The organism is Sphingomonas sp. BL-S-05, from assembly GCF_055521695.1.
The window spans coordinates 953,986-978,612 of record NZ_CM145499.1 but is presented as its reverse complement, the minus strand read 5'-3'; the positions used below and the strand labels follow the sequence as shown (position 1 = coordinate 978,612).

Sequence of the window (24,627 nt, the reverse complement as noted above, 5' to 3'; positions counted from 1 at the left end):
CAACGCGCGAGGGGGCCTAGCGCTCCGACCGGATGGTGAGCGCGGTCAAGCCGCCGGCTGCCGCCACCAGCGCCAGCGCGACAAACACCGCCCCCAGCCCCGCCCCGGCCGGCACCAGCGCGGCCAGCAAGGGCGGCACACAGGCAGGCAAGGTGTTGGTGAGGTTCAGGATCGCCAGATCACGACCGCGCGTGGCGGGCGACGGCAGCAACTGCATCGCCAGCGCCGAATGGAGAGCAAGGAACACCGACAGCCCGGTCTGGGTCACGCCATAGCCGATCGCGGCGCCGGCAAAGCCGGGAGCCAGCGCCATGCCGATCAGGCCGACGACGACCAACAGGGTCGCGCCGCCGAGAAACGGCTTTCGCCCGCCTACCCGGTCGGACCAGCGCCCGGCAAGGATGGTGGCGACGACGACCACGCCGGTCACGACCGCCATCGCCTGAGCGACCGGTCCGGCGGCATCCCCCTGCCCCCGCCAGCGATCGGCAAAATGGAAAAAGGCGTAGGCGGTCAGGCCATTACCCGCGACCTGCATCGCCAGCCGCGCGACCCAGGCGCGGATCAGGTCGGCGCGGGCGAGCGCGGTCGCGGTCGGGACGTCGACATGGGTCCCGCCGCCGGCACCGCGTTCGCGCACGAACAATAGAAAGGGTACGATCATCACCACCGCCAGCGCGACATTGGCCGTGAACCGGGCGGCTTCGGTGGCGAAGACCGGCGCGGTGACCGCAGCGGCCGACAGCACCCCGATCGGGTGCGAGATGCCGAGCAGGCCCGACAGCCGCCCCTTGGCCCCATCGGGAACTTCGTCGGCCATGACCGCGACCATCGGCGCGAACATCAGATTGAGCGCGACCTGCCAAAAGGCGATCGCGGCGAGCAGCATGGGGGCCGTGGTAGCGGCATGGACGGCGGCGAAGGCAAAGGCGATGAGCACCAGCCCGAGCGCGATCGGCCCGCGCCTGCTGCCGCTACGACGCCAGCCTATGTCGCTCAGCCAGCCGGCGGCGATATTGGCGATGCTGGCGATCACCGCACCGCCCAGCACCGCCTGTCCCAACAGGGTCACACGATTGGCGGGATCGATCGCGGCGACCTTCACCTGCAACAGGATCGACACGAACGGCATGAACGCGACGAACAGCCCGCAATAAGCGAGCGTGTACAGCGCGACGAAGCCGCGCGGCATTTCGACCGGCGTCGACGTCAACGCCCTGCGGTCCGGCGCAGCGCGGTGACCAGCTGGCCGATGGTATAGGGCTTGTGCAGCAGGTCGAAGCCCATGGTGCCGTGACGGACGATGACGTCGCTATAGCCGCTGGTCAGCAGGACCGGCAGTTGCGGGTGGACGTCACGCACCCGTGCGGCCAATTCCATACCGCCGATCCCGGGCATCATCACATCGGAGAAGACGACGTCGAAGCCATCGGGATCGGCGGCCAGCCGGTCGAGCGCGGCCTGACCGTCGGATGCATGGATGGTGACGAAGCCCTGTGCCTCCAGCGCATGGGTGGTGGTGGTGCCGACCGCTTCATTATCCTCGACCACCAGGACCCGCAGCCCGTTGCCGCCGCCGGGTTCGGCATCGCTGCGCGCCGTCGCGACATCACCGGCCGGGGCAGCGGCGCGCGGCAGATAGAGGATGAACCGGGTGTCGCCCGGGACACTGCGCGCGCGCACCTCGCCGCCCGATTGCTTGGCGAAGCCGAACACCTGGCTGAGGCCGAGACCGGTGCCTTTCCCCAGTTCCTTGGTCGTGAAGAAGGGCTCGAAAATGCGGCCCAGCGTTTCCTCGTCGATGCCGCTGCCGGTATCGGCGATGGTGACCGCGACGAACGACCCCGGCACGGCAGGCGCGGTCGGACCGGCGGGAATGCCGTCGATACAGGCGACTGACAGCGTCAACGCCCCCTCGCCCTGCATCGCGTCGCGGGCATTGGCGGCCATGTTGACCATGGCGGTGTCGAACTGATTGGGATCGGCATGAACGAAGGCCGGCTCTCCGCTCGCTTCGATCGTCACCGCGACCCGCGACCCGGCAAGGGTCCGCACGATATCACCGAGCGCGTCGATGGCGAGATTCGCGTCGAACGTCTCGGGCTGAAGCGCCGAGCGGCGGGCGAAGGCCAGCAGCTGCCCGGTCAGTTTGGCGGCACGGTCGACGGTGTCGCTGATCGCGGTGAGATAGCGTTCGCGGCGTTCGGGGACGAGCGAGGGTTGGCGCAGCAGATCGACGGAAGAACGGACGATCGTCAGCAGATTGTTGAAGTCGTGGGCGACACCGCCGGTCAGTTGGCCGATCGCTTCCATCTTCTGACTCTGGCGCAGCGCATCCTGTGCCGTCACCAGCGCCCTTGTCCGGTCGACGACCTGTTCCTCGAGCGAGGAGGCGAGCGCCGCCAGTTCACGTTCGGCCCGGCGGCGTTCGGTCGCGGCGCGGGTCCGTTCGGCGACTTCGCGGACGAAGGCGATCTCATCGTCGCGCCATGCACGCGGCTCGCCATGATTGACGTAGAGCAGCGCGACCAGCCCGCCCAGTTCGGTCAGCGGCATGTTGATGAAGGCGCGGGCGTTGATCTGTTCGAGCTGGGCGGCGGTATCGGCGGTGCGCGGATCGGTGCGGGCATCAACGACCACCGCCGTCTCGCCGCGCTTCAGATCGTCGATATAGCTGCCATAGTCGCGGAACTGCAGGACGCCGGCGATGGACGACACGCCGGGAGCGTTCCAGTCGCGTTCGATGGTGATCGTTTCCGCCGCGCGATCGACCAGGCCATAGCCGACCCGATCGACGTCCAGCGCCTCGCCGATCACGCGCGATGCGGCGGTGGTCATCTCGACCGGATCGTCGAGCAGGCGCAGCAGCTCGTTCAGCTCGGCCATCGCCGCGCGCATGCCCTCGAGCCGCTTATAGACGGTGACGTCGATCGACACCCCGGTCAGGCGGGTGATCTCGCCCTCGGCGTTACGGGTCGGCTGGCCACGGCTGGCGATCCAGCGCGTCTCGCCGCCAGGGACGCATACGCGAACCTCGATCTCCAGCGGCTCGCCCGCAAGGCTCGCCTCGATCGCCGCCAGCGCGGCGGAGCGATCGTCGGGATGAAGAATCGCGGCGATTTCGGCGGGCGATGGCGGATAGTCGGCGTCGAATCCGAAATTGGTGCGGCAGATTGCCGACATGCTCAGTTGCCGGCTGGTCCGGTCGAACGCCCAGGTGCCGAAGCGACCCGCCTCCAGCGCGAACAGCATCTCGCGCTCGCGCTCCTCCTGTTCGCGGAACCGCGCGGCGAGTTCGGCGAGCAGCGCGGCGTTGCTCGATTCAAGGCCGTCGACCCGGTCGCGTTCGGCAGTGACGTCGAGCTGGCTGGCGAAGAAATAGGCGAGATTGCCATCGGAGTCGGGGACCGGCGCCAGCAGCAGCCGGTTCCAGAAGGGCGTGCCGTCGCGGCGATAGTTGCGGATGTCGATCTCGATCGATCGCTCGCCCTGCACCGCAGCGCGAATCTGCGCGACCGTGGCGGGGTCGGTGTCCTCGCCCTGCAGGAAACGGCAATTGCGGCCGATGATCCAGTCACGATCATAGCCGGTCAGGCGGCAAAAGGCGTCGTTGACGAACACCACCGGATTGTCGGGCAACCGCGGATCGGTGATGAGCATCGGCATCCGCGTCGCGCGGACCGCTGCCACGAACGGGTCGGTGCCGCTGTCGTTGCCGGCGATTTCGAGGGCGATACGGTGATCGTCGCCTCGCACCGCCTGGCTGCTGCCCCCGTCCTGATCCACGTCGCCTCGCATCGTCCAAGAAACGTGGTCCGCGAGCCGCCGTTCCGCAGCCGCCCCCCCCTTGGCCAGCAGCTATGATCGGATCAGCGGCGGACGTCCAGTCCGCCGGCAAGAAACGCATCGATATCGGATTGATGAAACAAGCTAAAATCGCCGGGCAGCGAATGTTTGAGTGCGGCGACCGCCAGTCCCCACTGCGCCGCCACCTGCTCGCCCCTGCCCGACATCAGACCGTGGAGTACGCCGCTGGCAAAGGCGTCGCCGCCGCCGATCCGGTCGACGATGCCCGAGATCATGATTTCTTCGGTCTGGATCGCTTCTGCGGGCGTGTCGATCCGTGCCGACAGGCGGTGATGGTCGGCATCGTCGACATGGCGCGCGGTAGAGGCGATATGCTTCAGGTTGGGAAACGCCGCGAAGGCCGCCTCCGCCGCCTCGCGCCGGCGATCCTCGCCATCGCCGGAGAAATCGCGGCCAAGTAGCAGCGACACGTCGCGATGATTGCCGAACAACAGGTCGGCAAGGCTCACCAGCTTCGTCAGCACGCCGCGCGGGTCGCTGTCCCATGACTCCCACAACCGGGCGCGATAATTGCCGTCGAACGAGATGGTCAGCCCCCGGGCGCGCGCCGCTTCGGCGGCGGCGATCGCCGCGTCGGCGCTGTCCGGCCCGAGGGCGGGCGTGATGCCCGACAGGTGCAGCCGGGTGCAGCCGTCGAGCAGCCGGTCCCAGTCCCAGGTGGCGGCAGGGGCCGTCGCGAAGCTTGAGCCGGCGCGATCATAGACGATATCGGACGCGCGCAGGCCGGCACCGACGCTGAGGAAATATAGCCCCATCCGACCATCGCGCGTGACGACGCGCGAACAATCGACGCCCTGTGCGCGAATGGCGGCGACGGCGCCACGCCCGAGCGGATTATCGGGCACCGCGCTGACAAAGGCGGCGGCATGGCCGAGATTGGCGAGACCGACCGCGACATTCGCCTCCGCGCCGCCGACCTGTACGTCGAACCCGCGGCTCTGCATCAGCAGTTCACGCCCCGGCGCGCTGAGCCGTAGCAGCAATTCGCCAAAACACAGGATCATCGCGCCAGCCATCCCCCATCGACCGCAAGGACATGGCCGTTAACATAGTCTGACGCCGGCGCGGCAAGAAATACCGCCGCGCCCCCCAAATCATCAGCCGCTCCCCAGCGACCGGCGGGAATGCGCTCGAGGATCTGACGGTTGCGGGTTTCGTCGGCCTGCAACGCGGCGGTGTTGTTGGTCGCGATATAGCCCGGCGCAATCGCGTTGACGTTCACGCCTTTTGCCGCCCATTCGTTCGCCAGCAGCTTGGTCAGGCCGCCAATCCCCGATTTGGACGCGGTATAGCTCGGCACGCGAACGCCACCCTGAAAGGTCAGCATCGAGGCGATGTTGATGATTTTGCCCCGCCCCCGCGCCACCATGTGGCGACCGGCCGACTGGCACAGGAAGAACACCGATTTGAGGTTGGTGTCGATCACCGCGTCCCAATCCGCCTCGGTAAAGTCGAGGCTGTCGGCGCGGCGAATGATGCCGGCATTGTTGACCAGAATGTCGAGCCCGCCAAGCGTGTCGACGACCTGCGACACCACCCCTTCGACCGGGGCGATGGTCGACAGGTCGGCCGAAACAATCTCCGCACGGCGCCCCATCGCCCGCGCCTTCTCGGCCGTTTCGGTGGCAGGCGTCCGCCCGATCAGCGCGACGTCGGCGCCCGCAGCGGCGAGCGCCAGCGCGATCGCCTGTCCGATGCCGGTATTGGCACCGGTGACGGCCGCAACCCGGCCCGAAAGATCGAAAGGATTCATGGTAACTCCTCGGCTCCCCGCTTGGGCGGGTCCTGCTTATTTCCAGTATCGAACTGCCAGCACCCAGCCACGCGGCAGGGACGAAGCCGACCTTATCGTCACCCCAGCGAAGGCTGGGGTCTCCCACGGCTCCTGTCCCGCACCATCACGGGGAGATCCCAGCCTTCGCTGGGATGACGGAGGATAAAGGCGGACGAGGATCAGCCCGATCCCGCCCCCTCACGCCAGCTGACAGATGTCGAGCACCTTCATGTCGGTATAGTCCTGGTTCTCGCCGGCCATCGCCCAGATGAAGGCATAGGCGCGCGTGCCCGAACCCATATGCACTGACCAGGGCGGCGAGATGACCGCTTCCTCGTTGCCCATGACGATGTGGCGCATCGCTTCGCCTTCGCCCATGTAATGGAACACCTTGTCGTTGTCGGTCGGCAGTTCGAAGTAAAAATAGATTTCGCTGCGACGCTCATGGATGTGCGGCGGCATGGTGTTCCACACGCTGCCGGGCTTCAGCACCGTCAGGCCCATGACCAGCTGCGCCGAATCGCACACGCCGGGGATCACTAGCTGATAGATGGTGCGTTCGTTCGATTCCTCGAGGCTGCCACGGTCGAGTGCATTGGCATCGGCGATGCCGAGCTTGCGGGTGGTGAAGCCCTTATGCGCCGGGCAGGATGCGATGTAGAAACGCGCGCCCTTGCCGCCGAATTCGACATCGGTCGCGCCCATGGTGACATAGACGCAATCCTTGTTGCCGAGCGTGAACGTCTCGCCATCGACGGTGAGCGTGCCTTCGGCTTCGCCGACATTGACCACCGCCATTTCGCGGCGTTCGAGAAAGGGATGCCCCTCCGCCGATTTCGGCTCGGTCTGAGTGGGCAGCTTGACCGGCGCGTCGCCGACCGCGACGCCACCGATCACGAAGCGATCGGCATGGGTGTAGTTGAGGACGCATTCGCCTTTGCGGAACAGCCCGTCGATCAGATACCGGTCGCGCAGTTCCTCGTTCGATACGCATTCCATCATGTCGGGGTGGGTCGCGTAATAGGTGCGGTCGAACATGACTCTCTCCATCAGGTAACCGGTATCAGCGCCAGTCGGCTGCTGACAGGTCCGGCGGTTCGCATCGGTTGCACCCGTCCTACCCCCCTTGGCGGATCGCGTCGACCGGTTTTTACGCAACCGGAATGGCGGTTTTGCGTCCAATTCCGGCCCGGCCACGCCGCCGCGTTCGAAGACGACTAGTTCCGTAATGTGACTACACCGTCCTATATGCGGACAAATTCGAAGCTGAGGCCGCGCGTAAAGGATCGCTAGCAATGTTTCTGACACCGGTTCCCTTGCTTCGAACGTTTCGGCACCGACACCTCGCTTCGGATTGCGGCATTCGGTCCTATTGCCCCTGCCAGCCTCACCCGGCAAAGCGGCGGCCATGCAACCGCTCGATCATCAGCAACAATCCGCCCGTACCTGGTTCGAATCGCTGCGCGACCGCATCTGCGCCTCGTTCGAGGCAATCGAACGCGAGGCCGGATCGGACGCGGCCTTCGCCTACATGCCATGGGACCGAACCGATCCGTCGGGCGCGCCCGGCGGCGGCGGTGTGCGCGGGGTGATGAAGGGCAAGGTGTTCGAAAAGGTCGGGGTCAATGTCTCGACGGTCGGCGGCACGTTCGAAGGCGACTTCGCCAAGTCGATCCATGGCGCGGCGGAAGACCCACGCTTCTTCGCGACCGGCATCAGCCTCGTCGCGCACATGGCCAATCCGCATGTGCCGGCGGTGCATATGAACACCCGCTTCCTCGTCACCACGAAGCGCTGGTTCGGCGGCGGCGCGGATCTCAACCCGCCCATCCCCTATGCGGAGGATACGGCGGACTTTCACGCGGCAATGCAGGCGGCGTGCGACGCACATGATCCGGCGCATTATCCGCGGTTCAAGCAATGGGCCGACGACTATTTCTACATCCCCCATCGCGGCGTGCATCGCGGGGTCGGCGGAATCTTCTACGATCACCTGTCGAACGACTGGGAGGACGACTTCGCCTTCACCCGCGATGTCGGGGAGGCATTCCTGTCAATCTATCCGCAGCTGGTCCGGCGACGGATGGCGATGCCGTATGACGATGCCGATCGCGCCCGCCAGCTCGAATGGCGGGGGCGCTATGCCGAATTCAACCTCGTCTATGACCGGGGAACGCTGTTCGGGCTGAAGACCGGCGGCAATATCGATGCGATCCTGATGAGCCTGCCGCCGCTGGCGACGTGGAGCTGACGCGATGGGGCTGATCCCGGTGAAGCCCGACGAAGTGGCGACGATCGTCACCTCCCTCGAAATGCTTGAACGGCCGCGCCCGGCCCCGCTGCCGGCGTCACCCTTGCGGCTGGTGCGGTGGGAGAAGCCGGGGATCGAGCGCTACCGCGCGCTCTTCCGCCGGATCGGCGGACCGTGGCTGTGGTTTTCGCGACTGGTGATGGCGGATGCGACGCTGAGCGCGATCATCCACGACGACGCCGTCCGCATCTGGGCCGTGGTCGACCGTGCGGGGATCGAGGTCGGGATGCTCGAGCTAGACGACCGCAAGCCGGGCGAGTGCGAATTGTCCTATGTCGGGCTGATCCCCGAACTGGCCGGACAGGGTCATGGCCGCTGGCTGATGGCACATGCGCTGGCGCTGGCATGGGGCAAGGACGTGCGGCGGGTCTGGGTGCATACCTGCACGCTCGACCATCCCGGCGCGCTAGGCTTCTACCGCCGCTCGGGCTTCGTGCCGTATCAGCGGACGATCGAGACCTTCGTCGATCCGCGCAGCATCGACGTGCTTCCCGCCGACGCGGCGCCGCATTATCCCCTGCTCGCCAGCCGTCGATAAACGGTCGCGCGGACCAGCGCGAAGGCGGTCGACATCGCCGCCCCGACAAAGGCGATGGCGGTGGCGAGCATCGCCATCGTCACCGGATTGCCACCGCTGCGCGACACCGCGCCGGCGGTGCTGGTCAGCAGCAGCGCGACGAGCTGTCCGCCGAAATAGAGCATCGCCGACAGCGACAGCAACTGCATCACATGCCCCTGCGTCAGCGCCAGGGCGCGGCCCATGGCGTCGCCAAAACGCCGCTGGGGCTCGGCCATCAATACCGGCATCACTACGAACACCCGGCCGATCACGTAGAGGGCAGGTAGCACCAGCAGCAGCAACCCTCCCAGCTTTGCAGCATTGACCAGCAGCATCGCTGCAACCAGCACCGGAAGACGACGCAATACCGATCGCAGCGCTTCGCCAACGGTCGGCCGAGCCGGGTCGAGCAAGAGGGCGAGCAGCACCGCGATGCCGATCAGTTCGGCAAGTGCCTGAATCGCCAGCCAAGGTGCGTTTTCGATCAGCTGCGCCTGCAATGCCGCCAGCAGCGCACCATCGTCCGCCGTTGCCGGATCGACCGATACCGGCGCCTTGGCGGCGGTCAGCAGCAGCGACAGCGCCAGATTGGGCAGGAAGAAGAAGATGCCGGCAACCGCCAAGACGACCTCGCGGTCACGCCGCCAGATCGCGACCGCTTCCCGCAGCGCCGCACCGATATCGATCCTCATGCGAAAACGGCCACGTCATCCTGTTCGCCGATCACGGCGCGGTACAGCTTGCCGATGAACGCCGACTGATACAGCGCCAGCACCGCGCTGACCGCCGCAACCGCGACGGCACCGGCGATGTCGGCGACCGACAGCCCGTCGGTGTTGCCGAAGATCAGCGCGGCGACCGCACCGAATACGGACCGCGCCGCCGACACCGCGATCCCCGCGACGATCGCATAGAGCAGGATCAGCCCGATCAGCTTCCACGTCATGCCGCGCGTCAGTGCCAAGGCGCGACCGAAGGCGCCCAGCCCTCGCTGCTCCATGGCGACGACCGCATTGATGGGCAGCAACCGCGCCGACAGCCACAGGACGAAGATGGCGAATGCAAGGAAATACAGCAGCGCCGATCCCAGCTTGCTCAATTCGGACGACTGCATCGTACTGCCATTGGCGATGGCGGCGAGATCGATCCCGCTGGCTACCGCGAGCAGGATGCCGGGCAGTGCGAGGATGCCGAGCACGACCAGCACGACGATGCTGATCCCGATCAACGGCAGGAAACGGTTCTTCGCGATGCGCATCGCCGCGTAGCGATCCTCCCGACCCGTTGGTTGTGCGGCGAAACCGACCAGATACAGCGCACCCCATAGCGAAAGGATCGTCGTCGCCACCGATACCAGCCCGACAGCAACGCCTCCGGTCGCATCATCGCGGACGCCCGCCAGGCTCCCGCTGATCGCCGGGCCGGCGAACTGGGTGACGAGCAGCACCGGCATCACAGCGCCCAGATGGTCGCGGACGAAATCGACCGCGCGGTCCCACACTGTTCCGACACTCACCATCGTTGCGCTCGCTCCCCATATGTCCGAAGGACGCTCTACCCCTCCTCTTTCCGAATGAAAATGGCCAGCAATCCTTACGTTCCGCCAATCGCGACCGAACAGCAGATCGAATGGCGCCGCTCGCCGGGGCGGATCGAATATCCCGCCGCGCTCGCCGAAATGGAGGCGCGCGCGACCGCGATCGCCGATCGCCGCGCGACCGAGATGGTATGGCTGCTTGAACATCCGCCGCTCTACACCGCCGGCACCAGCGCCGACCCCGCCGAACTGCTCGACACCCGCTTCCCGGTCCACGCCGCCGGGCGGGGCGGACGCTATACCTATCATGGGCCGGGACAGCGGATCGGGTACCTGATGCTCGACCTGACGCGACGCGGGCGCGACGTGCGACGCTTCGTGCATGCCGTCGAATCGTGGGTGATCGGCGCGCTCGGACAGTTCGACATCCGCGCCTATGCCGTTCCCGACCGGATCGGCATCTGGACCAGCGACGGCGGCACCGAAGCGAAGATCGGCGCGATCGGCGTCCGGGTGCGGCGATGGACGACGCTGCATGGATTTTCCGTCAACCTCGCCCCGGATCTGACACATTTCGGTGGGATTATCCCCTGTGGTATCGCCGAATATCCGGTTACGAGCGCAAAGGCCCTTAGCAAACCGGTCGATGCCACCGACTTTGATCGGGCGTTGGCAGACGGTTTCCCCGCCTTCCTGAACGCCTTGTACGCCAGCGCGCAAAACGAGGCTTGAGGGGGACGGGTCGTTCGACTAATGTCCAGCGCGGATTGGGTATTAACGGCATAAGAAAGCCGCCTACTCCACAGCTTAGGGAGCTTACCATGCGTGCATTCTCGAAGATTCTGACCGGTTCGATCGTTGCCGGCGCGGCGCTGGCGCTGTCGGCTTGCGGCGGCAACACCGAAACCACCGCCGACAACGCGACGGTCACCGACCTGAACTCGACCGACATGATGGACGGCACGATGTCGGACAACATGACCGCCGTCGACGGCGCGATGGGCAACGACACCATGATGATGTCGAACGACACCATGATGTCGAACGACATGATGATGTCGAACGAAGCCGGCATGACCAACGCCATGTAATCAGCCGTTTCGGCTATTCTGGCGAAGGGGCCGTCCGGGCGACCGGGCGGCCCCTTTTCGTTGGAGGCGAGCCCGGCGGCCGGATCGTTACGCACCTGTGCGGCGAAACGTGGCGGCGATCGCAAAATCAGGCTTGGGTCGATGCGCAAAACTGCCTAACCATCGCGCTTGCCCAAGGCGTTGAGGCGCCGTGAAAGGAAGAGATGAGCGTAGTGCGTACCCTGGTCCTGGCCGCTGCCGCCGCCCTGACCGTCGCGGCCACCCCCGCGTCGGCGCAATTTTTTCTGAAGCCCGTCGATATGGAAGGCGCGCGCGTCACCGGTGAGGAACCCGGCGTCGCGACCCAGGCTTTGCCCGGTGCTACGCCGGCCGAGCGTCGCGCCGCGGTGCTATGGAACCTGCGTTCGGGGCTGAACGTCGCCGCGCTGCAGTGCCAGTTCGAACCGACGCTGCTGACGCTGCATAACTACAACGCGTTGCTGTTCGATCATGCCGACGAACTGAAGCAAAGCTATGACGCGCTCGGCAAATATTTCATCCGCACCGCCGGTTCGACCAAGGCCGGCCAGACCGCGCTCGACCAGTTCGGCACCCGCGTCTATTCGAGCTTTTCGACCGTATCCGCGCAGTTGAGCTTCTGTCAGGCGGCGAACGAGATCGGGCAGGAAGCGATCTTCATTCCGCGCGGCTATCTGGGCGAGTTCGCCGAGATGCGGATGCGCAAGATGCGGAACTCGCTGGTAGCCTATGGCGAACAGCAATTCACGCGCGCCCTTCCCTATTATGTCCGCCCCGCCCGGCTATACCAGTTCGACAACAAGAAATGCTGGCGCAAGGGGCTGTGGCAGGTGAAGCGGTGCGGCGCGTATCCGGCCTGATCGCGAACCGGATACGAATTGTAAAAAAAGGCGGACATCGACCGGAACCAAGCATCGGGCATGCCGTTATGATCTTCGGATAGCGAATTTATGCCCCCCCGCTCTCGCTATCCACGAAAAGGGCCCGGTTGGTGTGAACCCTCCCCCCCCCCGGTAGCACCGCCGGGCCCATATTCTGGTTTCAACTCAAGTGACCCGTCGGTGAAAACCGGCGGGTTGCTTTTTTATGGCCAAAGCAATGCGTTGCCTTACCGGAACGAAGTCCCGCATCAGGCATTCCCTCGAGCAGCGGGTCGTCCCGCCTTCTAGTCGGAGGTCAATATGCGTAAGTTTCTAAGCTTGGCCGTGGTCGCGGGTGCCCTTGCGATCAGCGCGTGCAACACGGTCGAAGGCGTTGGCCGCGACGTGTCGTCGGCGGGCGATGCGGTGACGGGAGCGGCCAAGGATTCCAAGTAAGTCCTTCGCAAGAGATCGTCGGGGCGGTTCGGATCGGGTCCGGGCCGCCTCTTCCTTTTCCAAGTGCGCCTACCGACGAACGTCCCTGCGGGGCTTCGTAGTGATCAAGCCGATTGGAAACGTCGCTGTGGCAAAATTGGAACCTCGCACGGTTCCCGCTGCCCGCCATCCCCGGACGATCGACGCTGCGATAAGATGACGTCCGGTCCGACCGAACCAATCAGCGTACCGTGGCGGCGATCGACCGCATACCACGAGGTGCCGTGTCAGGCGGTCTCTTCATCGCCGGCAGCGTCGGGATCGCGCTTCGCGCGACGCTTCTCGGTAAACCAGATCGCGATAAGCGCCAGCTCGTACAGCAAGATCAGCGGTACCGCGAGCAGGAATTGCGACCCGATATCCGGCGGCGTGGCTACTGCCGCTATGGCGAAGGCAGCGACGATCGCATAGCGGCGCGCGCCGACCAGTTGCTTGCGGGTGACGATCCCGGCCAACTCCAGCAGCATCAGCAGCACCGGCAGCAGGAAGGCGAGGCCGAACGCGAACAGAAACTGCATGACGAACGACAGATAGTTCTCGACCGAAGGAAGCGCTTCCTGCTGCACGCCGCCCAGATTGCCCTGATAGCCGAGCAGGAAATGCAGCGCGACCGGGATGGTCACATAGTAAGCGAGCGCGGCGCCCGCGATGAACAGGATCGGTGTCGCAAGCAGGAACGGGAACAGCGCGCGCTTCTCGTTGCGGTACAGGCCGGGTGCCACAAATTGCCACAGCTGGTTCGCGATCACCGGAAAGGCGAGCATCATCGCTGCGAAGAACGCGACCTTGATCTGTACGAAGAACGCTTCGAAAATCTGCGTGAAGATGACGCGCTTCTGCCCTGCGGCGAGCAGCGGCTTCACCAGAAATGTCAAAATCTGTTCGGAAAAATAGAAGCACACGCCGAAACAGATCGCGACCGCGACCACCGAGTAGAGCAAACGCCGACGCAGTTCGACCAGATGGTCGAGCAACGGTGCCTGGCTGTCGTCGATATCGTTCATGACGTGGCCTTGCCGTCGGCGGCGGGCGGTTGGTCGGCGGGACCTTCGCGCAGTTCGGGGCGCTCGACCATCACCGGCGCCCCCTGATGCTCCGGTGGCACCGGATCATGAACCGGCGGCGGCGGGGACGGCGCGTCGACCGGATGGACGGGCGTATCCGTGGTCGGATGCTCGCGCATGATCCGGGCGTTTTCCTCCGCCCATTTCTTTTCCATCTCGGCCAGTTCGGCCTCGCGGACCATCGTGTCGAAGCCCGAGCGGAACTGGCGCGCGACACCGCGCGCCTTGCCGACCCAGTGGCCGACGAAACGCATCGCCTTGGGCAAGTCCTTAGGGCCGATGACGACCAGCGCGACGAGCGCGACGACCATCAATTCGGTAGGTGCGATATCGAACATCGGCGCTCGGGTTCAGGCGGGCACGCGGCCCGCCGGTTGGCAGGGAATCAGCGGTCGCCGTGCGGACGGTCGGTGTCGCGCGAAACGTCGCGATACGCCGGATCGCGCGGGGCCGGATCGTGATCGTAGCGATCGTCGACCGGACGCTGTTCCAGCCGTTCGCGCGGGCGCGCCGGCGGCGGCGGCACCTCGTCATCCTCGGCCATACCCTTTTTGAAGCTTTTCAGCCCCTTCGCCACATCGCCCATCATGTCGGAAAAACGCCCCTTGCCGAACAGCAACAGGACCAGGACGCCGACGATAAGCCAGTGCCAAATGCTAAGACCACCCATCGTCCACACTCCACACGAAACGGATCGTTCCGGCTCACTTAGTCGCTATCGTCGCCGCTTTCCAGCATGGTTGCAAAAGCATCGTCGATTGGTTCGAGCAGCCCGGCGGCGCGCAGATCGTCGATACCGGGGAGGTCGCGGCGACTGTTCAGCCCGAAATGGTCGAGAAATGCCGGCGTCGTTGCGTACGTGAGCGGACGTCCGGGCACCTCGCGCCGCCCCGCCGGACGGACCCAGCCGGCGGCGAGCAGCACGTCGATCGTCCCCTTCGATATCTGTACGCCGCGGATCGATTCGATATCCGCGCGGGTGGCAGGCTCGTGATAGGCGATGATCGCCAGCGTCTCGATCGCCGCGCGCGACAGTTTGCGCGATTCGTCGCGGTCGCGGCGCAGGAAATGGGCGAGGTCCGGGGCGGTTTCAAAATGCCAATGCTCGCCGCGCCGAACCAGTCCGAAGCCGCGCCCGGCATGGTCGGCCTGAATAGTTGCCAGCGCGGCGCGAACATCGCCGTCACCGACATAGGCGGCGATCATCGTGGCGGTCAGCGGCGTCTCGCTGGCGAACAGCACCGCTTCCACGGCGCGCACGAACGGATCGGTCATGCGATCGGCCGGAGTTCGATCGGCCCGAACGGCGCGTCCTGACGGATCGCCACCCTGCCCTGTCGCGCCAGTTCCAGCGTCGCGAGAAAGGTCGAGGCCAGCGCCGAGCGACGGAAGCGTTCGTCGGCATCGGCCGGCAGGAAATCACCGATCAGGGTCCAGTCGATGGCAGTAGCAAGCATCGTCTCGACCCGCGCGATCGCGACCTCCAGCGTCATTACCGGGCGGTGTCGTACGACATGCAACACGGGCCGCGTACGCGCGCTGACCCGGCCATAGGCGCCGATCAGCTCGTAGAGGCTGGCATCCCAGCGCGCCTTGCGGACGATGTGCAACCCTTCGGGATCACCGCGGGTAAAGACGTCGCGCCCGATCCGGTCGCGAGCCAGCAGCCGGGCACCCGCCTCGCGCATCGCATCGAGCCGTTCGAGCCGAAGTTGCAGGCGCAGCGCCAGTTCCTCGGGGTCCGGGTCCATGTCCGGCTCGCGCGGGAGCAGCAGCGCTGATTTCAGATAGGCGAGCCATGCCGCCATCACCAGCCAGTCGGCCGCCAGTTCAAGCCGCAACGCCGCCGCGCGATCGATCCAGCGCAGATATTGCTCGACCAGCGCGAGGATCGAAATGCGCCGCAGGTCGACCTTCTGCGTGCGGGCAAGTGCCAGCAACAGGTCGAGCGGGCCTTCCCATCCGTCCAGTTCGATTGTCAGTACCGGCGCATCGGCTTCCATGGTCGCGACCCTATCCGCGCGATGCCGGGGCCGTCACCGATATTCGTGCGTCACGTCGCTCTGCGTGCCGTAAAGGATCGGTCGCCCGTGCGCGGCGGGATCGGGCACGGCGGTGATCCGCAGCCAGCGGCGGGCGACGTCGAGCGGGTGCAGTTCGGCGTCGACAGTCACGCCGCGCCGGTGCTTGATCGCATAGGCGGCAAGCCGCTGCAGCTTCCACCGGGTCTCGCCATCGAACAGCGACTGCACCAGTGCGCGTTCGGGCGTGCGGCCGACCGGCAGGCCATAGAGCGCGAAGATGCCGTCGGACCAGTACAGACAGTCGCGGCCGAGGTCGCAGCGAAAGGCAGGCGCGGCGAGCGGAACGGTCAGGTCATGCACCGCGCCAAGCGGCAGGCGAACGCCGGCTTCAAACAACGGCCAGCTATGCTGCAACGGCAGCGGCTCGATCGACGACAACGTTCTCCCCCCTGAAACCGCCGCAGGACTGCGGTAATCATGGTTAGCGAATCGTTAATGCCGGACGGTTTCAGGCAAGTGCCAGCAAAGCATCGCGCTTGGCGATCAGTTCGGCGAACGGCACCTCCGACCCAAGGCCGGCGCCCGCCATCGCCCGATCGAGTCGCGCCCGCGACCTGGGGGCGATGGCATCGAGACGGTCGGCGATGGCCGTCATCTCCGCCATACGAGCCCAGCAATCGAGCACGACGTCGCATCCGGCAGCGATCGCCGCTGCAGCCTTTTCCGCCGGCGTGCCAGACAAAGCCTTCATGTCGATATCGTCGGTCATCAACAGGCCGTCGAAGCCGATCCGCTCGCGGATGATCTCACCGATTACGGTCGGCGACAGCGTGGCGGGGCGGTCCGCGTCCCATGCCGAGAAGACGACATGCGCGGTCATCGCCATCGGTGCGTGGGCGAGCGTGACGAAGGGTTGCAGGTCGCTCGCCAGTTCGGCGTCCGACGCATCGACGCGGGGCAGTTCGTGATGACTGTCGACCCGTGCCCGGCCATGACCCGGCATATGCTTGACGATGCCGACCACACCCGCCGCCGCCAGCCCGTCGAGCGTAGCACGGCCGAGGGCGGCGACCTGCATCGGATCGGCACCATAGCTGCGGTCGCCGATCGCGCCGGTCATATCGGGTTGCGCCACGTCGAGCAGCGGCAGCGCATCGACGTTCACCCCGACCTCCGCCAGCATCGTGCCGATCGCCTGCCCGTTCGCCTTGGCCGCCGCGATCGCCGACGACGGTGCACGATCGTACAGCGCGGCAAAGGCGGCGGGAGCGGGAAAGGCGGGCCATTCGGGAGCGCGCATCCGCGCGACGCGCCCGCCCTCCTGATCGATCAGGATCGGGACATCGGCCCGCCCCGACAGATCGCGCAACGCGTCCGTCAGCGCGCGCATCTGATCGCGGTCGACGCAGTTGCGAGCGAACAGGATATAGCCGAGCGGATCGGCTTCGCGGAACAACGCGGCTTCGTCGGCGGTCAGCGTCGGGCCGGACAGGCCAAAGATCACAGGCTTCATAGGTGCCGGGCTAGCGCAGCCAGCCCGGCACGACAACCAACCCCGGTCATCAGCCTATCTCATCGCGCGATAAAGCAATTCTCTCCGGCCAGTTTCAGCTTGCCGCACAGGTCCGATGCCTGGTTGGCGCTGCCGGCGTTGACGCGCAGGCGATAAACAGTCTTGCCCTTCACCTCCGCGACCTGCACCGATTTGCCGAGCGGGGCGAGATAGCCGAAGCGGCGCGACAGCTGGTTCCATGCGGTATTCGCCACGGCCTCGCTGGGGAACGAACCCAGTTGCACCACCGAACCGCCGGCACCCGCCGCCGCCGGCGCAGGCGCGGCAGCCGCCGGGGCGCGGGCCTCGAGCCGCTGCGTCGTCGTCGGCACCGCCGTGGCGACACGGCCGGTACCGCTGTTCGCCGGGGCGGCGGCAGGCGCGGCGGCGCTGCCCTGCACCGGCGCCTCGGGCACCGCGTTGAGATTGACCGAGGCGTTGCCGCCAGTCGCCCCTTCGCTGGTGGCGATGGCAGTGTCGCTGTCGCCGGTCACCTGCATCCCGTCGCTACCCTCGGCGCGCGTCTTGTACGGCTCGTTGGGTGCAGCGATCAGGTCGCCGGTGCCGCTGGCGGTCGGCGCGTCGCGCTGGCGCAACAAGGCAAAGACGATCGCGGCCACCATGAGCAACCCGATCAACACCAGCAGGACCGTCCGCCACACCGGACGCGGCGCATCCGGTTCCGGATCGGCGCTTTCCAACCATGGCAGACGTTCGTGGTCGGGATCGCCGGACGCGATCGAATCCGCCATTATTTCATCTCCTTAACCGCCTCGACCCCCATGATAGCAAGGCCGTTGCGAATAATCTGCCCGATCGCGCGCGCAAGGAAAAGCCGCGCCTGTGTCAGCGCCGGATCATCGGGCTGAAGATAGCGGCGCGACGGGTCGTCATTACCGAGGTTCCACGCCGCGTGGAATTCCGCCGCGAGGTCATAGAGATAAAAGGCGATGCGGTGCGGCTCGCGGACCGCCGCCGCGCTTTCCACCATGCGCGGAAACTGCGCCGCACGCTTCACCAGCGCCAGTTCGACCGTATCGAGACGGGACAGGTCGGCATCGTCGGCAACGGCAATTCCCGCCTCTGCCGCACGCCGCGCCAGCGAATGCACGCGGGCATGGGCATATTGGACGTAGAAGACCGGATTGTCCTTCGACGCCTCGACCACCTTGGCGAAGTCGAAGTCCATCTGCGCATCGGCCTTGCGGGTCAGCATCGTGAAGCGGACGACGTCCTTGCCGACTTCGTTCACGACATCGGCGAGCGTCACGAAATTGCCGGCGCGCTTCGACATCTTGACCGGCTCGCCGCCACGCAGCAGCCGCACCATCTGCACCAGCTTGACGTCGAAGCGGGTCTTGCCCTCGGTCAGCGCCTGCACCGCCGCGACGATCCGCTTGACGGTACCGGCATGGTCCGCGCCCCAGATGTCGATTAGCTGATCGACCCCCTCGGCCTTTTGGAAATGATAGGCGAGGTCGGCACCGAAATAGGTCCAGCTGCCGTCCGACTTCTTGATCGGGCGGTCCTGATCGTCGCCGAACTTCGTGGAGCGGAACAGCGGCAGCTCGACCGGTTCCCAATCCTCGGGCGTCTCGCCCTTCGGCGCTTCGAGGACACCGTCATAGACGAGGTCGCGTTCGCGCAGCCATGCCTCGGCGGCTTCAGGCTTTTTCGCCGCCTGCAATTCGGCTTCGGAGGAAAAGACGTCATGTTCGATGCCGAGCAACTTCAGATCGGCCTTGATCATGGCAAGCATCGCCGCGACGGCGCGGGTGCGGAACAGCACCAGCCATTCCTCTTCAGGCGCGTTCACGTAGCGGTCGCCGAATTCGGCGGCGAGCGCCTGCCCCACCGGGACCAGATAGTCGCCGGGATACAGCCCCTCGGGAATGGTCACCGTCTCGCCCAACGCCTCGCGGTAGCGCAGATGCACCGAACGGGCGAGGACGGCGACCTGGCCGCCGGCATCGTTGACATAATATTCGCGGACGACGCGCGCGCCGTTCCATTCGAGCAGGCTGGCCAGCGCATCGCCGACCACCGCGCCGCGGCAATGGCCCATATGCATCGGGCCGGTCGGGTTGGCCGAGACATATTCGATGTTCACGACCGTCCCGGCCCCCGCCTGCGACCGGCCATAGTCGTCGCCGGCCTCGGCTATCGCAGTGAGTTCACCGCGCCACGTCGCGTCGGTCAGCGTCAGGTTGATGAAGCCCGGTCCGGCGACCGACGCAGAAGCGACTTCGGGCAGGCCCGCCAGTTCGGCGACCAGCAATTCGGCCAGCGCGCGCGGATTGGTCTTGGCGGGCTTGGCGAGCACCATCGCCGCGTTGGTCGACAGGTCGCCATGGCTCGTGTCGCGGGGCGGCTCAACCGTGACCGCGCGTCGCTCCAGTCCCGCCGGCAGGTCGCCGCGTGCGACGAGCGTATCGAGCGCGCGGTCGAGATGGGCGAAGAAACGGGGGTACAGCGTCATGGCGGTTCCGGTCGGTTGGTGGAACCGCGCCGCTTAGCGGAAAGGGTCGACTTAGGCAAAAGCTGCTATGCGGTCAGAACCCCTCGGGGAGGCAGATCGGTCCAACGACCTCGCGATAGCAACGAACGGCATAGCGATCGGTCATACCGGCGATGAAATCGGCAATGTGGCGGCTGCGATCGGGTTCGGCCTCGGGAAGCGTCATATGCCAGCCATCGTGCATCGCCCGAGGATCGTCGTGATAGGCGGCGAACAGTCCCGACACCACCCGCCCCGCCATGTCCGCCGCGGCCAATTGTCGCGGGTGATGATAGAGATTGGCGTACATGAAGCGCTTCAGCGTTCGCTCCTGCTCCGCCATTTCGGGAGAGAAATGGGCAAGGCACTGGCCGGCGCTGCGGACATCGGCGACGGTCTCGACACCGGCGGCGGCGACGCGGCGCTGCGTCTCGGCGATCAGGTCGTTGACCATCGCCCCGATCTGCGACCGGGTAAGTTCGCCGACCAGCCGCTCGGGGGCCACGTCGGGGAAGCGTTTGCGCACGGCGTCCCATCCGGCCGCGACGAACGGTACGCTGAGCAACTGGTCGAGTGTCAGCAAGCCGGCGCGCAGGCCATCGTCGATGTCGTGATTGTCATAGGCGATGTCGTCGGCGATCGCCGCGATCTGCGCCTCGAGCGAGGGCCATTCGTTCAGGCGGAGACCGTGAGCGGCGTCCGCCTGCGCCAAGGCCCAGCCGGGCGTCGGGATCGGGCCGTTATGCTTGGCCAGCCCCTCCAGCGTGTCCCAGGTCAGGTTCAGCCCCCGCCAGCGCGGATAGGGGCTGTCGAGCCAGGTCAGCGTCCGCAGCGTCTGGCCATTATGGTCGAAGCCGCCATGCGCGGCCATCGCCGCCTCCAGCGCATCCTCGCCGGCATGGCCGAACGGCGGATGGCCGATATCATGGGCAAGGCACAGCGCCTCGGTCAGATCCTCGTTCAGTCCCAGCGTGCGGGCGACGGCACGGCCAATCTGCGCGACTTCGAGGCTATGGGTCAGCCGGACGCGGAAATGGTCGCCGTCGGGCGCCATGAACACCTGCGTCTTGTGACGCAGGCGACGGAAGCTGATCGAATGAATGACCCGATCGCGATCGCGCTGGAACGCGTCGCGCGGACCACGCGTCGCATCGCCCGGTTCGGGGTGCAGCCGACCGCCATGGGCATGCGGGTTCGCGGCATAGGGGGCCGTCACTTGATCGGCACCCGGGTAACCTTCTGACCCACCTCGCTGGTAAAGGCGAAGGCCTGCACCCCCGATTTGCGCAGCGTATTGACGAACGCCTGCGCCTCGTCATCGGTCTTGAACGGACCGGTCAGCAGGCGATTGGTCGCGCGCAGCGGCGTGGTCCATGCCTGCCGCCCCTTCAGCGCGGGCGCCTTTCCGGCCATCACTGCCCAGGCGGCGGGCAGCCCCGCGACGTTCGCGCCACCGGCCACCTGCACCCAATGGCGTTCGGGGTCGGCGCGCTTGGCGGCGGCGAGCCTGGCCGCCTCCGCCGCTTCGGCCTTCTTCTCTTCGGCCAGCTTCTTCGCGTCGGCGGCCTTTTTGGCAGCGGCCGCGCGGGCGGCGGCGAGCTTCTTGGCCTCGGCGGCCTTGGCGAGTTCGGCGGCGCGTTCGTCCGCTTCGCGCTTGGCGGCGACACGACGTGCCGCTTCGGCGTCGGCGGCGAAGGTCGTGCTGGTGGCGGGGGCGGCGGGTGCCGGCGGCGGGCCGACGCCGAGTTCGGAGGCCGGGATGTCGAGGTTGCGGATGATCCGCGCGAGGACGTCGTCGTTCGAGTCGCGGCGGCCGGCGACGGTCGCGGCGGCGGTGGAGACGGTCGGCGTCGCCGACGGCGTTGCGGTGGGGCGGTCGACGACGGTGACCGGCACCGGCGCGGCGGCGACCTGGACCGGCGGGCGCGCAGCCTGTGCCTGCCGGTCGCGTTCGGCAAGTGCGGCGGCGGCGAGACGGCGTTCCTCGACCTGCCGCGCGGCGACGCGTTCGGCCTCCAGCCGGGTCGCTTCGGCAATGCGCGCCTGTTCGGCCTGTTGGGCGGCGAGTTGCTGCGCATCGCGTTCGCGCTGCGCCTGCGCCGCCCGTTCGGCGTTCAGGCGGGCCAGCGATTCGCGGCGGGCGGTCTCGTCGGCTCTGGCCTGTGCCAGTTGCCGGGCCTGCGCCTCCGCCGTGCTGCGCGCCTGTTCGGCGGCAGCCTGACGGCGGCGTTCGGCGGCGCTGGGCTGACGAACCGGAGCGGGCGCCGGTGTCGCGGCGGCGACCGCTACCGGGGCGGTCGCGCGAACCGGTGCGGGGAAGGACGGCGCGAGTCGGGCGTCAGCGATCCGTTCGGGCGTGGGCGCCAGACGGCCGAAATGCACCGCAAAGGCACGGTCGGCGCCCGCCAGTTGCGGCAGCCGGCGGAAGAAGGGCGAAAGGCTGGCGGCAAAGCCCGGCAGCATGCTGGCGGTGATCTTGTCCGCACCCGCCGCATCCCCGGACATGGCGAGGGTGAAGGCACGCACCCGCCATGCGGCGCGGTCGTTCTGCACGAGCAGCGGGTTCAGGACTTTCGTCGCCTCCGCCAGATTACCGTCGATGCCGAGCGACAGCGCGAGGCGGCGGGTGACCTCGTCATCCTCCCCTGCGCGCAGCGCCTGCCGGTAATCGGCCTGCGCCAGTGCGCCCTGCCCGAGCAGGTCATAGGCGAGGCCGCGTTCCGCCAGATAGGGCGTCATCGCCACCCCGGCGCGTTCGGCCGAGGCGAACAGGGCGAGCGCCTCCCCCGGTCGCTCCATGCCCACCAGCGCGACTGCGCGGGCGGCGCGGATGCGGGGGTCGCTGGCCGCGACCTTTTCGGCGCGGGCGAGGAACTGCATCGCGGCGTCGGTGTCGCCGAGCTTGCCGCTGAGACGCCCGGCTTCCACCAACGCCGATACGTCGTTGGGGTTGCGACCCAGGATGCGCATCTGTTCGGACAGGCGGTCGGCGTTGGGGGTCGTCACGGACTGGACGATCGCGCCGGACTGCGCCGCGACGGGGAGCGGGGCGGCGGTGGCGAGCAGCAGGGCGGTCGCGGGCAGGAGCGGGAATCGGGTCATGGATGGCTTCGCTACACCATGTCGCGGCTGAACCGGGAATGGCGGTTGGGCGGGGTCGGCGACGAAGCGAGTGGTCGTGGCGACGAACGGGCGGCGAAGGTGACGAAGGTTACACGTAACGAGGTGTTGCAGAGCGACCGGGAAGGCGGCTGGCGCCGCATTCGAGTCTGACAGGGTTCTTGCGGATAGGAAAGTTTCGGGCGTTTCGGGTGGGGCGATCCCCCTCCACCGTCCTGCGGACGGTCCCCCTCCCCGCGGGGCGGGGAGGATTTGAACCGATCAAACCCTTGCCCCGCGATGCCGGTCGCGGGGCGGTGGGGTTACTGGTTGTTCTGGCGGTGGAGGAAGCGCGGGATGTCCAGCGGTTCCTTGCCATCGTCGGTGCCGCGTGCGGGGGCGCGGCCGGCATTGGCCATGCGTTCGAACAGCGTGCCGCCGGGCTTGCGGGTCGGCGCCGCTTCCTCGCGCGGGGCTGGTTCGGCGGGGGTGTCCGGGGTCAGCCAGCGGCGGCGGCCTTCGCTGGACGAGGCACCGAAATCGCTCGCCGGGGTTGGCGCGGGCGCAGGTGCCGCAGCCTCGGCACCGAGCACCAGTTCGTCCTCATCGGCGTGCGAAGGTTGCACCGGTGCCTGCGGCGGCATGTGCTGAGGCGCGTCATAGGTCGAATGCGGCACGATCCGTTCCGACACCGACGGCTGGCTCACGCCCTGCGGAAAACGCTCCATCGGCGCGGGCGCGGGTGCTTCCTGCAGATGGTCGGCAGCGGCACCGCTCGGCGCTACCGGCGCGGCAGCAGCCGGACGACGCGGCGCGTTGAACGAGAAGGCGCGGGTCGGTTCGGGCTGGGCCGGCGCGGGCTGCGCCTGCGACGGAGCCTCGTCCTCGATGCCGGTCGCGACGACCGAGACGCGGATCTTGCCCTCGAGTTCGCTGTTGAACGCCGAACCCCAGATGATGTTGGCGTCGTCGTCGACCAGTTCGCGAATATGGTTCGCGGCCTCGTCCACTTCGAGCAGGCGCATGTCGTCGCCGCCGGTGATCGACACGATCACGCCCTTGGCACCGTTCAGCGACACGCCGTCGAGCAGCGGGTTGGCGATCGCCTGCTGCGCCGCCTCGATCGCGCGATTGTCACCTTCGGCCTCGCCGGTGCCCATCATCGCCTTGCCCATCTCCTGCATCACCGAACGGACGTCGGCGAAGTCGAGGTTGATGAGGCCCGGCATGACCATCAGGTCGGTGATGCCGCGCACGCCCTGCTGCAACACTTCGTCGGCCATTTCGAAGGCCTGTTTGAAGGTCGTGTTGGCGTTGGCGATCAGGAACAGATTCTGGTTCGGGATGACGATCAGCGTATCGACATATTTCTGCAGTTCCTCGATGCCGGCCTCGGCCGACTTCGCGCGGCGCTTGCCCTCGAACGCGAACGGACGGGTCACGACGCCGACGGTCAGGATGCCCATTTCGCGCGCAGCCTTCGCGATCACCGGGGCCGCACCGGTGCCGGTGCCGCCGCCCATGCCAGCGGCGATGAAGCACATATGCGCGCCTTCGAGGCTCTTCTGGACCTGCTCGATCGTTTCCTCGGCAGCGGCGCGGCCGATTTCCGGACGGCTGCCGGCACCCAGGCCCTGGGTGATCTTGGCGCCAAGCTGGATACGCTGCGGCGCCGACGACTGTTTCAGCGCCTGCGCGTCGGTGTTGGCGACGAGGAACTCGACCCCCTGCACCTCGGCACGGATCATGTTCGCGATCGCGTTGCCGCCGGCACCGCCGACCCCGATCACGGTAATGCGCGGGGTCAGTTCATCCACGTCGGGTGCCAGAAATTCGATGCTCATACTCGGTCTCCCTGTCCCGGCCGGCACCGGGCACA

Annotated in this window: 26 protein-coding genes; 7 read left to right on the top strand and 19 right to left on the bottom strand. The window is 66.8% G+C overall.

Features of this window, described 5'->3' with window-relative positions:
* Positions 1-16 precede the first annotated feature (16 nt).
* The 5 genes from ACZ1JS_RS04275 to kduI all read right to left on the bottom strand — a co-directional run bounded on the left by ACZ1JS_RS04275 (position 17) and on the right by kduI (position 6,679).
* Positions 17-1,213 (bottom strand): MFS transporter, encoded by a 1,197-nt coding sequence (locus ACZ1JS_RS04275; RefSeq protein WP_465167861.1) that lies wholly within the window; start codon positions 1,211-1,213, stop codon positions 17-19.
* Entirely contained in the window at positions 1,210-3,798 is a 2,589-nt protein-coding gene (locus ACZ1JS_RS04270) for a PAS domain-containing protein (protein ID WP_465167860.1), read from the bottom strand. Before ACZ1JS_RS04270 ends, ACZ1JS_RS04275 begins: the two co-directional genes overlap by 4 nt.
* 71 nt (positions 3,799-3,869) lie before the next feature.
* Positions 3,870-4,871, bottom strand: a complete 1,002-nt coding sequence (locus ACZ1JS_RS04265) for a sugar kinase (RefSeq protein WP_465167859.1) — start codon at positions 4,869-4,871, stop codon at positions 3,870-3,872.
* Complete coding sequence (kduD, locus tag ACZ1JS_RS04260) at positions 4,868-5,620, bottom strand: 2-dehydro-3-deoxy-D-gluconate 5-dehydrogenase KduD (protein ID WP_465167858.1); 753 nt, start codon at positions 5,618-5,620, stop codon at positions 4,868-4,870. Before kduD ends, ACZ1JS_RS04265 begins: the two co-directional genes overlap by 4 nt.
* A gap of 219 nt (positions 5,621-5,839) precedes the next feature.
* Positions 5,840-6,679, bottom strand: a complete 840-nt coding sequence (gene kduI, locus ACZ1JS_RS04255; RefSeq protein ID WP_465167857.1) for a 5-dehydro-4-deoxy-D-glucuronate isomerase — start codon at positions 6,677-6,679, stop codon at positions 5,840-5,842.
* A gap of 370 nt (positions 6,680-7,049) precedes the next feature.
* On the opposite strand from kduI, the gene hemF reads away from it, so the two are divergent.
* Positions 7,050-7,892: an oxygen-dependent coproporphyrinogen oxidase gene (gene hemF, locus ACZ1JS_RS04250; protein ID WP_465167856.1), complete on the top strand. Its 843-nt coding sequence runs from the start codon at positions 7,050-7,052 to the stop codon at positions 7,890-7,892.
* Positions 7,893-7,896: 4 nt separating this feature from the next.
* Positions 7,897-8,490 carry a GNAT family N-acetyltransferase gene (locus ACZ1JS_RS04245; protein WP_465167855.1) on the top strand — a complete coding sequence of 198 codons (594 nt, stop codon included), beginning with the start codon at positions 7,897-7,899 and terminating at the stop codon, positions 8,488-8,490.
* Here ACZ1JS_RS04245 and ACZ1JS_RS04240 read toward each other — a convergent pair.
* Entirely contained in the window at positions 8,463-9,203 is a 741-nt protein-coding gene (locus tag ACZ1JS_RS04240) for a hypothetical protein (protein ID WP_465167854.1), read from the bottom strand. The two genes, ACZ1JS_RS04245 and ACZ1JS_RS04240, sit on opposite strands and share 28 nt — an antisense overlap.
* Entirely contained in the window at positions 9,200-10,030 is an 831-nt protein-coding gene (locus ACZ1JS_RS04235) for a hypothetical protein (RefSeq protein WP_465167853.1), read from the bottom strand. The genes ACZ1JS_RS04240 and ACZ1JS_RS04235 overlap by 4 nt, the downstream gene beginning before the upstream one ends.
* Positions 10,031-10,090: 60 nt before the next feature.
* On the opposite strand from ACZ1JS_RS04235, the gene lipB reads away from it, so the two are divergent.
* From lipB to ACZ1JS_RS04215, 4 genes are all read left to right on the top strand, one after another.
* Entirely contained in the window at positions 10,091-10,780 is a 690-nt protein-coding gene (gene lipB, locus ACZ1JS_RS04230; protein WP_465167852.1) for a lipoyl(octanoyl) transferase LipB, read from the top strand.
* 89 nt (positions 10,781-10,869) lie between these two features.
* Positions 10,870-11,139: a hypothetical protein gene (locus ACZ1JS_RS04225; RefSeq protein WP_242115838.1), complete on the top strand. Its 270-nt coding sequence runs from the start codon at positions 10,870-10,872 to the stop codon at positions 11,137-11,139.
* Between the two features lie 203 nt (positions 11,140-11,342).
* The gene (locus ACZ1JS_RS04220; RefSeq protein ID WP_465167851.1) at positions 11,343-12,017 is read left to right on the top strand and encodes a hypothetical protein; all 675 of its coding nucleotides are present in this window, start codon (positions 11,343-11,345) and stop codon (positions 12,015-12,017) included.
* A gap of 321 nt (positions 12,018-12,338) precedes the next feature.
* A complete protein-coding gene (locus tag ACZ1JS_RS04215) occupies positions 12,339-12,473 on the top strand; it encodes an entericidin A/B family lipoprotein (protein ID WP_465167850.1) in 135 nt (44 codons plus the stop codon).
* Positions 12,474-12,739: 266 nt separating this feature from the next.
* On the opposite strand, the gene tatC is transcribed toward ACZ1JS_RS04215, so the two are convergent.
* From tatC to ACZ1JS_RS04160, 11 genes are all read right to left on the bottom strand, one after another.
* On the bottom strand, positions 12,740-13,516 hold the full coding sequence (gene tatC / locus ACZ1JS_RS04210) for a twin-arginine translocase subunit TatC (protein ID WP_242115841.1): 777 nt from the start codon (positions 13,514-13,516) through the stop codon (positions 12,740-12,742).
* Complete coding sequence (gene tatB, locus ACZ1JS_RS04205; RefSeq protein WP_465167849.1) at positions 13,513-13,914, bottom strand: Sec-independent protein translocase protein TatB; 402 nt, start codon at positions 13,912-13,914, stop codon at positions 13,513-13,515. Before tatB ends, tatC begins: the two co-directional genes overlap by 4 nt.
* A 47-nt stretch (positions 13,915-13,961) precedes the next feature.
* On the bottom strand, positions 13,962-14,246 hold the full coding sequence (locus ACZ1JS_RS04200) for a twin-arginine translocase TatA/TatE family subunit (RefSeq protein ID WP_345876222.1): 285 nt from the start codon (positions 14,244-14,246) through the stop codon (positions 13,962-13,964).
* Positions 14,247-14,284: 38 nt separating this feature from the next.
* A complete protein-coding gene (gene scpB, locus ACZ1JS_RS04195; protein ID WP_465167848.1) occupies positions 14,285-14,851 on the bottom strand; it encodes an SMC-Scp complex subunit ScpB in 567 nt (188 codons plus the stop codon).
* Positions 14,848-15,579: a segregation and condensation protein A gene (locus tag ACZ1JS_RS04190; RefSeq protein ID WP_465167847.1), complete on the bottom strand. Its 732-nt coding sequence runs from the start codon at positions 15,577-15,579 to the stop codon at positions 14,848-14,850. Before ACZ1JS_RS04190 ends, scpB begins: the two co-directional genes overlap by 4 nt.
* A gap of 33 nt (positions 15,580-15,612) precedes the next feature.
* On the bottom strand, positions 15,613-16,038 hold the full coding sequence (locus tag ACZ1JS_RS04185) for a hypothetical protein (protein ID WP_465167846.1): 426 nt from the start codon (positions 16,036-16,038) through the stop codon (positions 15,613-15,615).
* A gap of 70 nt (positions 16,039-16,108) precedes the next feature.
* Positions 16,109-17,113: a beta-N-acetylhexosaminidase gene (gene nagZ / locus ACZ1JS_RS04180; protein WP_465167845.1), complete on the bottom strand. Its 1,005-nt coding sequence runs from the start codon at positions 17,111-17,113 to the stop codon at positions 16,109-16,111.
* 59 nt (positions 17,114-17,172) lie between these two features.
* Positions 17,173-17,904 (bottom strand): SPOR domain-containing protein, encoded by a 732-nt coding sequence (locus tag ACZ1JS_RS04175; protein ID WP_465167844.1) that lies wholly within the window; start codon positions 17,902-17,904, stop codon positions 17,173-17,175.
* Positions 17,904-19,631 (bottom strand): arginine--tRNA ligase, encoded by a 1,728-nt coding sequence (argS, locus tag ACZ1JS_RS04170; RefSeq protein ID WP_465167843.1) that lies wholly within the window; start codon positions 19,629-19,631, stop codon positions 17,904-17,906. The genes ACZ1JS_RS04175 and argS overlap by 1 nt, the downstream gene beginning before the upstream one ends.
* Before the next feature lie 73 nt (positions 19,632-19,704).
* On the bottom strand, positions 19,705-20,865 hold the full coding sequence (locus ACZ1JS_RS04165) for a deoxyguanosinetriphosphate triphosphohydrolase (RefSeq protein WP_465167842.1): 1,161 nt from the start codon (positions 20,863-20,865) through the stop codon (positions 19,705-19,707).
* Positions 20,862-22,751, bottom strand: coding sequence for an SPOR domain-containing protein (locus ACZ1JS_RS04160; protein ID WP_465167841.1), 1,890 nt, complete (start codon positions 22,749-22,751; stop codon positions 20,862-20,864). The genes ACZ1JS_RS04165 and ACZ1JS_RS04160 overlap by 4 nt, the downstream gene beginning before the upstream one ends.
* Positions 22,752-22,769: 18 nt before the next feature.
* On the opposite strand from ACZ1JS_RS04160, the gene ACZ1JS_RS04155 reads away from it, so the two are divergent.
* The gene (locus ACZ1JS_RS04155) at positions 22,770-22,922 is read left to right on the top strand and encodes a hypothetical protein (protein ID WP_465167840.1); all 153 of its coding nucleotides are present in this window, start codon (positions 22,770-22,772) and stop codon (positions 22,920-22,922) included.
* Between the two features lie 149 nt (positions 22,923-23,071).
* Here the strand turns inward: ACZ1JS_RS04155 and ftsZ are convergent, their stop codons facing one another.
* Positions 23,072-24,592: a cell division protein FtsZ gene (gene ftsZ, locus ACZ1JS_RS04150; RefSeq protein WP_465167839.1), complete on the bottom strand. Its 1,521-nt coding sequence runs from the start codon at positions 24,590-24,592 to the stop codon at positions 23,072-23,074.
* Positions 24,593-24,627 lie beyond the last annotated feature (35 nt).

What these genes read in the sequence shown, in the direction of transcription:
- ACZ1JS_RS04175 (WP_465167844.1), bottom strand. Translation starts at nt 17,904, where the DNA reads ATGGCGGATTCGATCGCGTCCGGCGATCCCGACCACGAACGTCTGCCA.
- ACZ1JS_RS04160 (WP_465167841.1), bottom strand. Translation starts at nt 22,751, where the DNA reads ATGACCCGATTCCCGCTCCTGCCCGCGACCGCCCTGCTGCTCGCCACC.
- kduI (WP_465167857.1), bottom strand. Translation starts at nt 6,679, where the DNA reads ATGTTCGACCGCACCTATTACGCGACCCACCCCGACATGATGGAATGC.
- ACZ1JS_RS04245 (WP_465167855.1), top strand. Translation starts at nt 7,897, where the DNA reads ATGGGGCTGATCCCGGTGAAGCCCGACGAAGTGGCGACGATCGTCACC.
- kduD (WP_465167858.1), bottom strand. Translation starts at nt 5,620, where the DNA reads ATGAATCCTTTCGATCTTTCGGGCCGGGTTGCGGCCGTCACCGGTGCC.
- ACZ1JS_RS04200 (WP_345876222.1), bottom strand. Translation starts at nt 14,246, where the DNA reads ATGGGTGGTCTTAGCATTTGGCACTGGCTTATCGTCGGCGTCCTGGTC.
- scpB (WP_465167848.1), bottom strand. Translation starts at nt 14,851, where the DNA reads ATGACCGATCCGTTCGTGCGCGCCGTGGAAGCGGTGCTGTTCGCCAGC.
- ACZ1JS_RS04270 (WP_465167860.1), bottom strand. Translation starts at nt 3,798, where the DNA reads ATGCGAGGCGACGTGGATCAGGACGGGGGCAGCAGCCAGGCGGTGCGA.
- ACZ1JS_RS04215 (WP_465167850.1), top strand. Translation starts at nt 12,339, where the DNA reads ATGCGTAAGTTTCTAAGCTTGGCCGTGGTCGCGGGTGCCCTTGCGATC.
- ACZ1JS_RS04265 (WP_465167859.1), bottom strand. Translation starts at nt 4,871, where the DNA reads ATGATCCTGTGTTTTGGCGAATTGCTGCTACGGCTCAGCGCGCCGGGG.
- nagZ (WP_465167845.1), bottom strand. Translation starts at nt 17,113, where the DNA reads ATGAAGCCTGTGATCTTTGGCCTGTCCGGCCCGACGCTGACCGCCGAC.
- tatB (WP_465167849.1), bottom strand. Translation starts at nt 13,914, where the DNA reads ATGTTCGATATCGCACCTACCGAATTGATGGTCGTCGCGCTCGTCGCG.
- argS (WP_465167843.1), bottom strand. Translation starts at nt 19,631, where the DNA reads ATGACGCTGTACCCCCGTTTCTTCGCCCATCTCGACCGCGCGCTCGAT.
- tatC (WP_242115841.1), bottom strand. Translation starts at nt 13,516, where the DNA reads ATGAACGATATCGACGACAGCCAGGCACCGTTGCTCGACCATCTGGTC.
- ACZ1JS_RS04220 (WP_465167851.1), top strand. Translation starts at nt 11,343, where the DNA reads ATGAGCGTAGTGCGTACCCTGGTCCTGGCCGCTGCCGCCGCCCTGACC.
- hemF (WP_465167856.1), top strand. Translation starts at nt 7,050, where the DNA reads ATGCAACCGCTCGATCATCAGCAACAATCCGCCCGTACCTGGTTCGAA.
- lipB (WP_465167852.1), top strand. Translation starts at nt 10,091, where the DNA reads ATGGCCAGCAATCCTTACGTTCCGCCAATCGCGACCGAACAGCAGATC.
- ACZ1JS_RS04190 (WP_465167847.1), bottom strand. Translation starts at nt 15,579, where the DNA reads ATGGAAGCCGATGCGCCGGTACTGACAATCGAACTGGACGGATGGGAA.
- ACZ1JS_RS04155 (WP_465167840.1), top strand. Translation starts at nt 22,770, where the DNA reads ATGTCGCGGCTGAACCGGGAATGGCGGTTGGGCGGGGTCGGCGACGAA.
- ftsZ (WP_465167839.1), bottom strand. Translation starts at nt 24,592, where the DNA reads ATGAGCATCGAATTTCTGGCACCCGACGTGGATGAACTGACCCCGCGC.
- ACZ1JS_RS04240 (WP_465167854.1), bottom strand. Translation starts at nt 9,203, where the DNA reads ATGAGGATCGATATCGGTGCGGCGCTGCGGGAAGCGGTCGCGATCTGG.
- ACZ1JS_RS04225 (WP_242115838.1), top strand. Translation starts at nt 10,870, where the DNA reads ATGCGTGCATTCTCGAAGATTCTGACCGGTTCGATCGTTGCCGGCGCG.
- ACZ1JS_RS04235 (WP_465167853.1), bottom strand. Translation starts at nt 10,030, where the DNA reads ATGGTGAGTGTCGGAACAGTGTGGGACCGCGCGGTCGATTTCGTCCGC.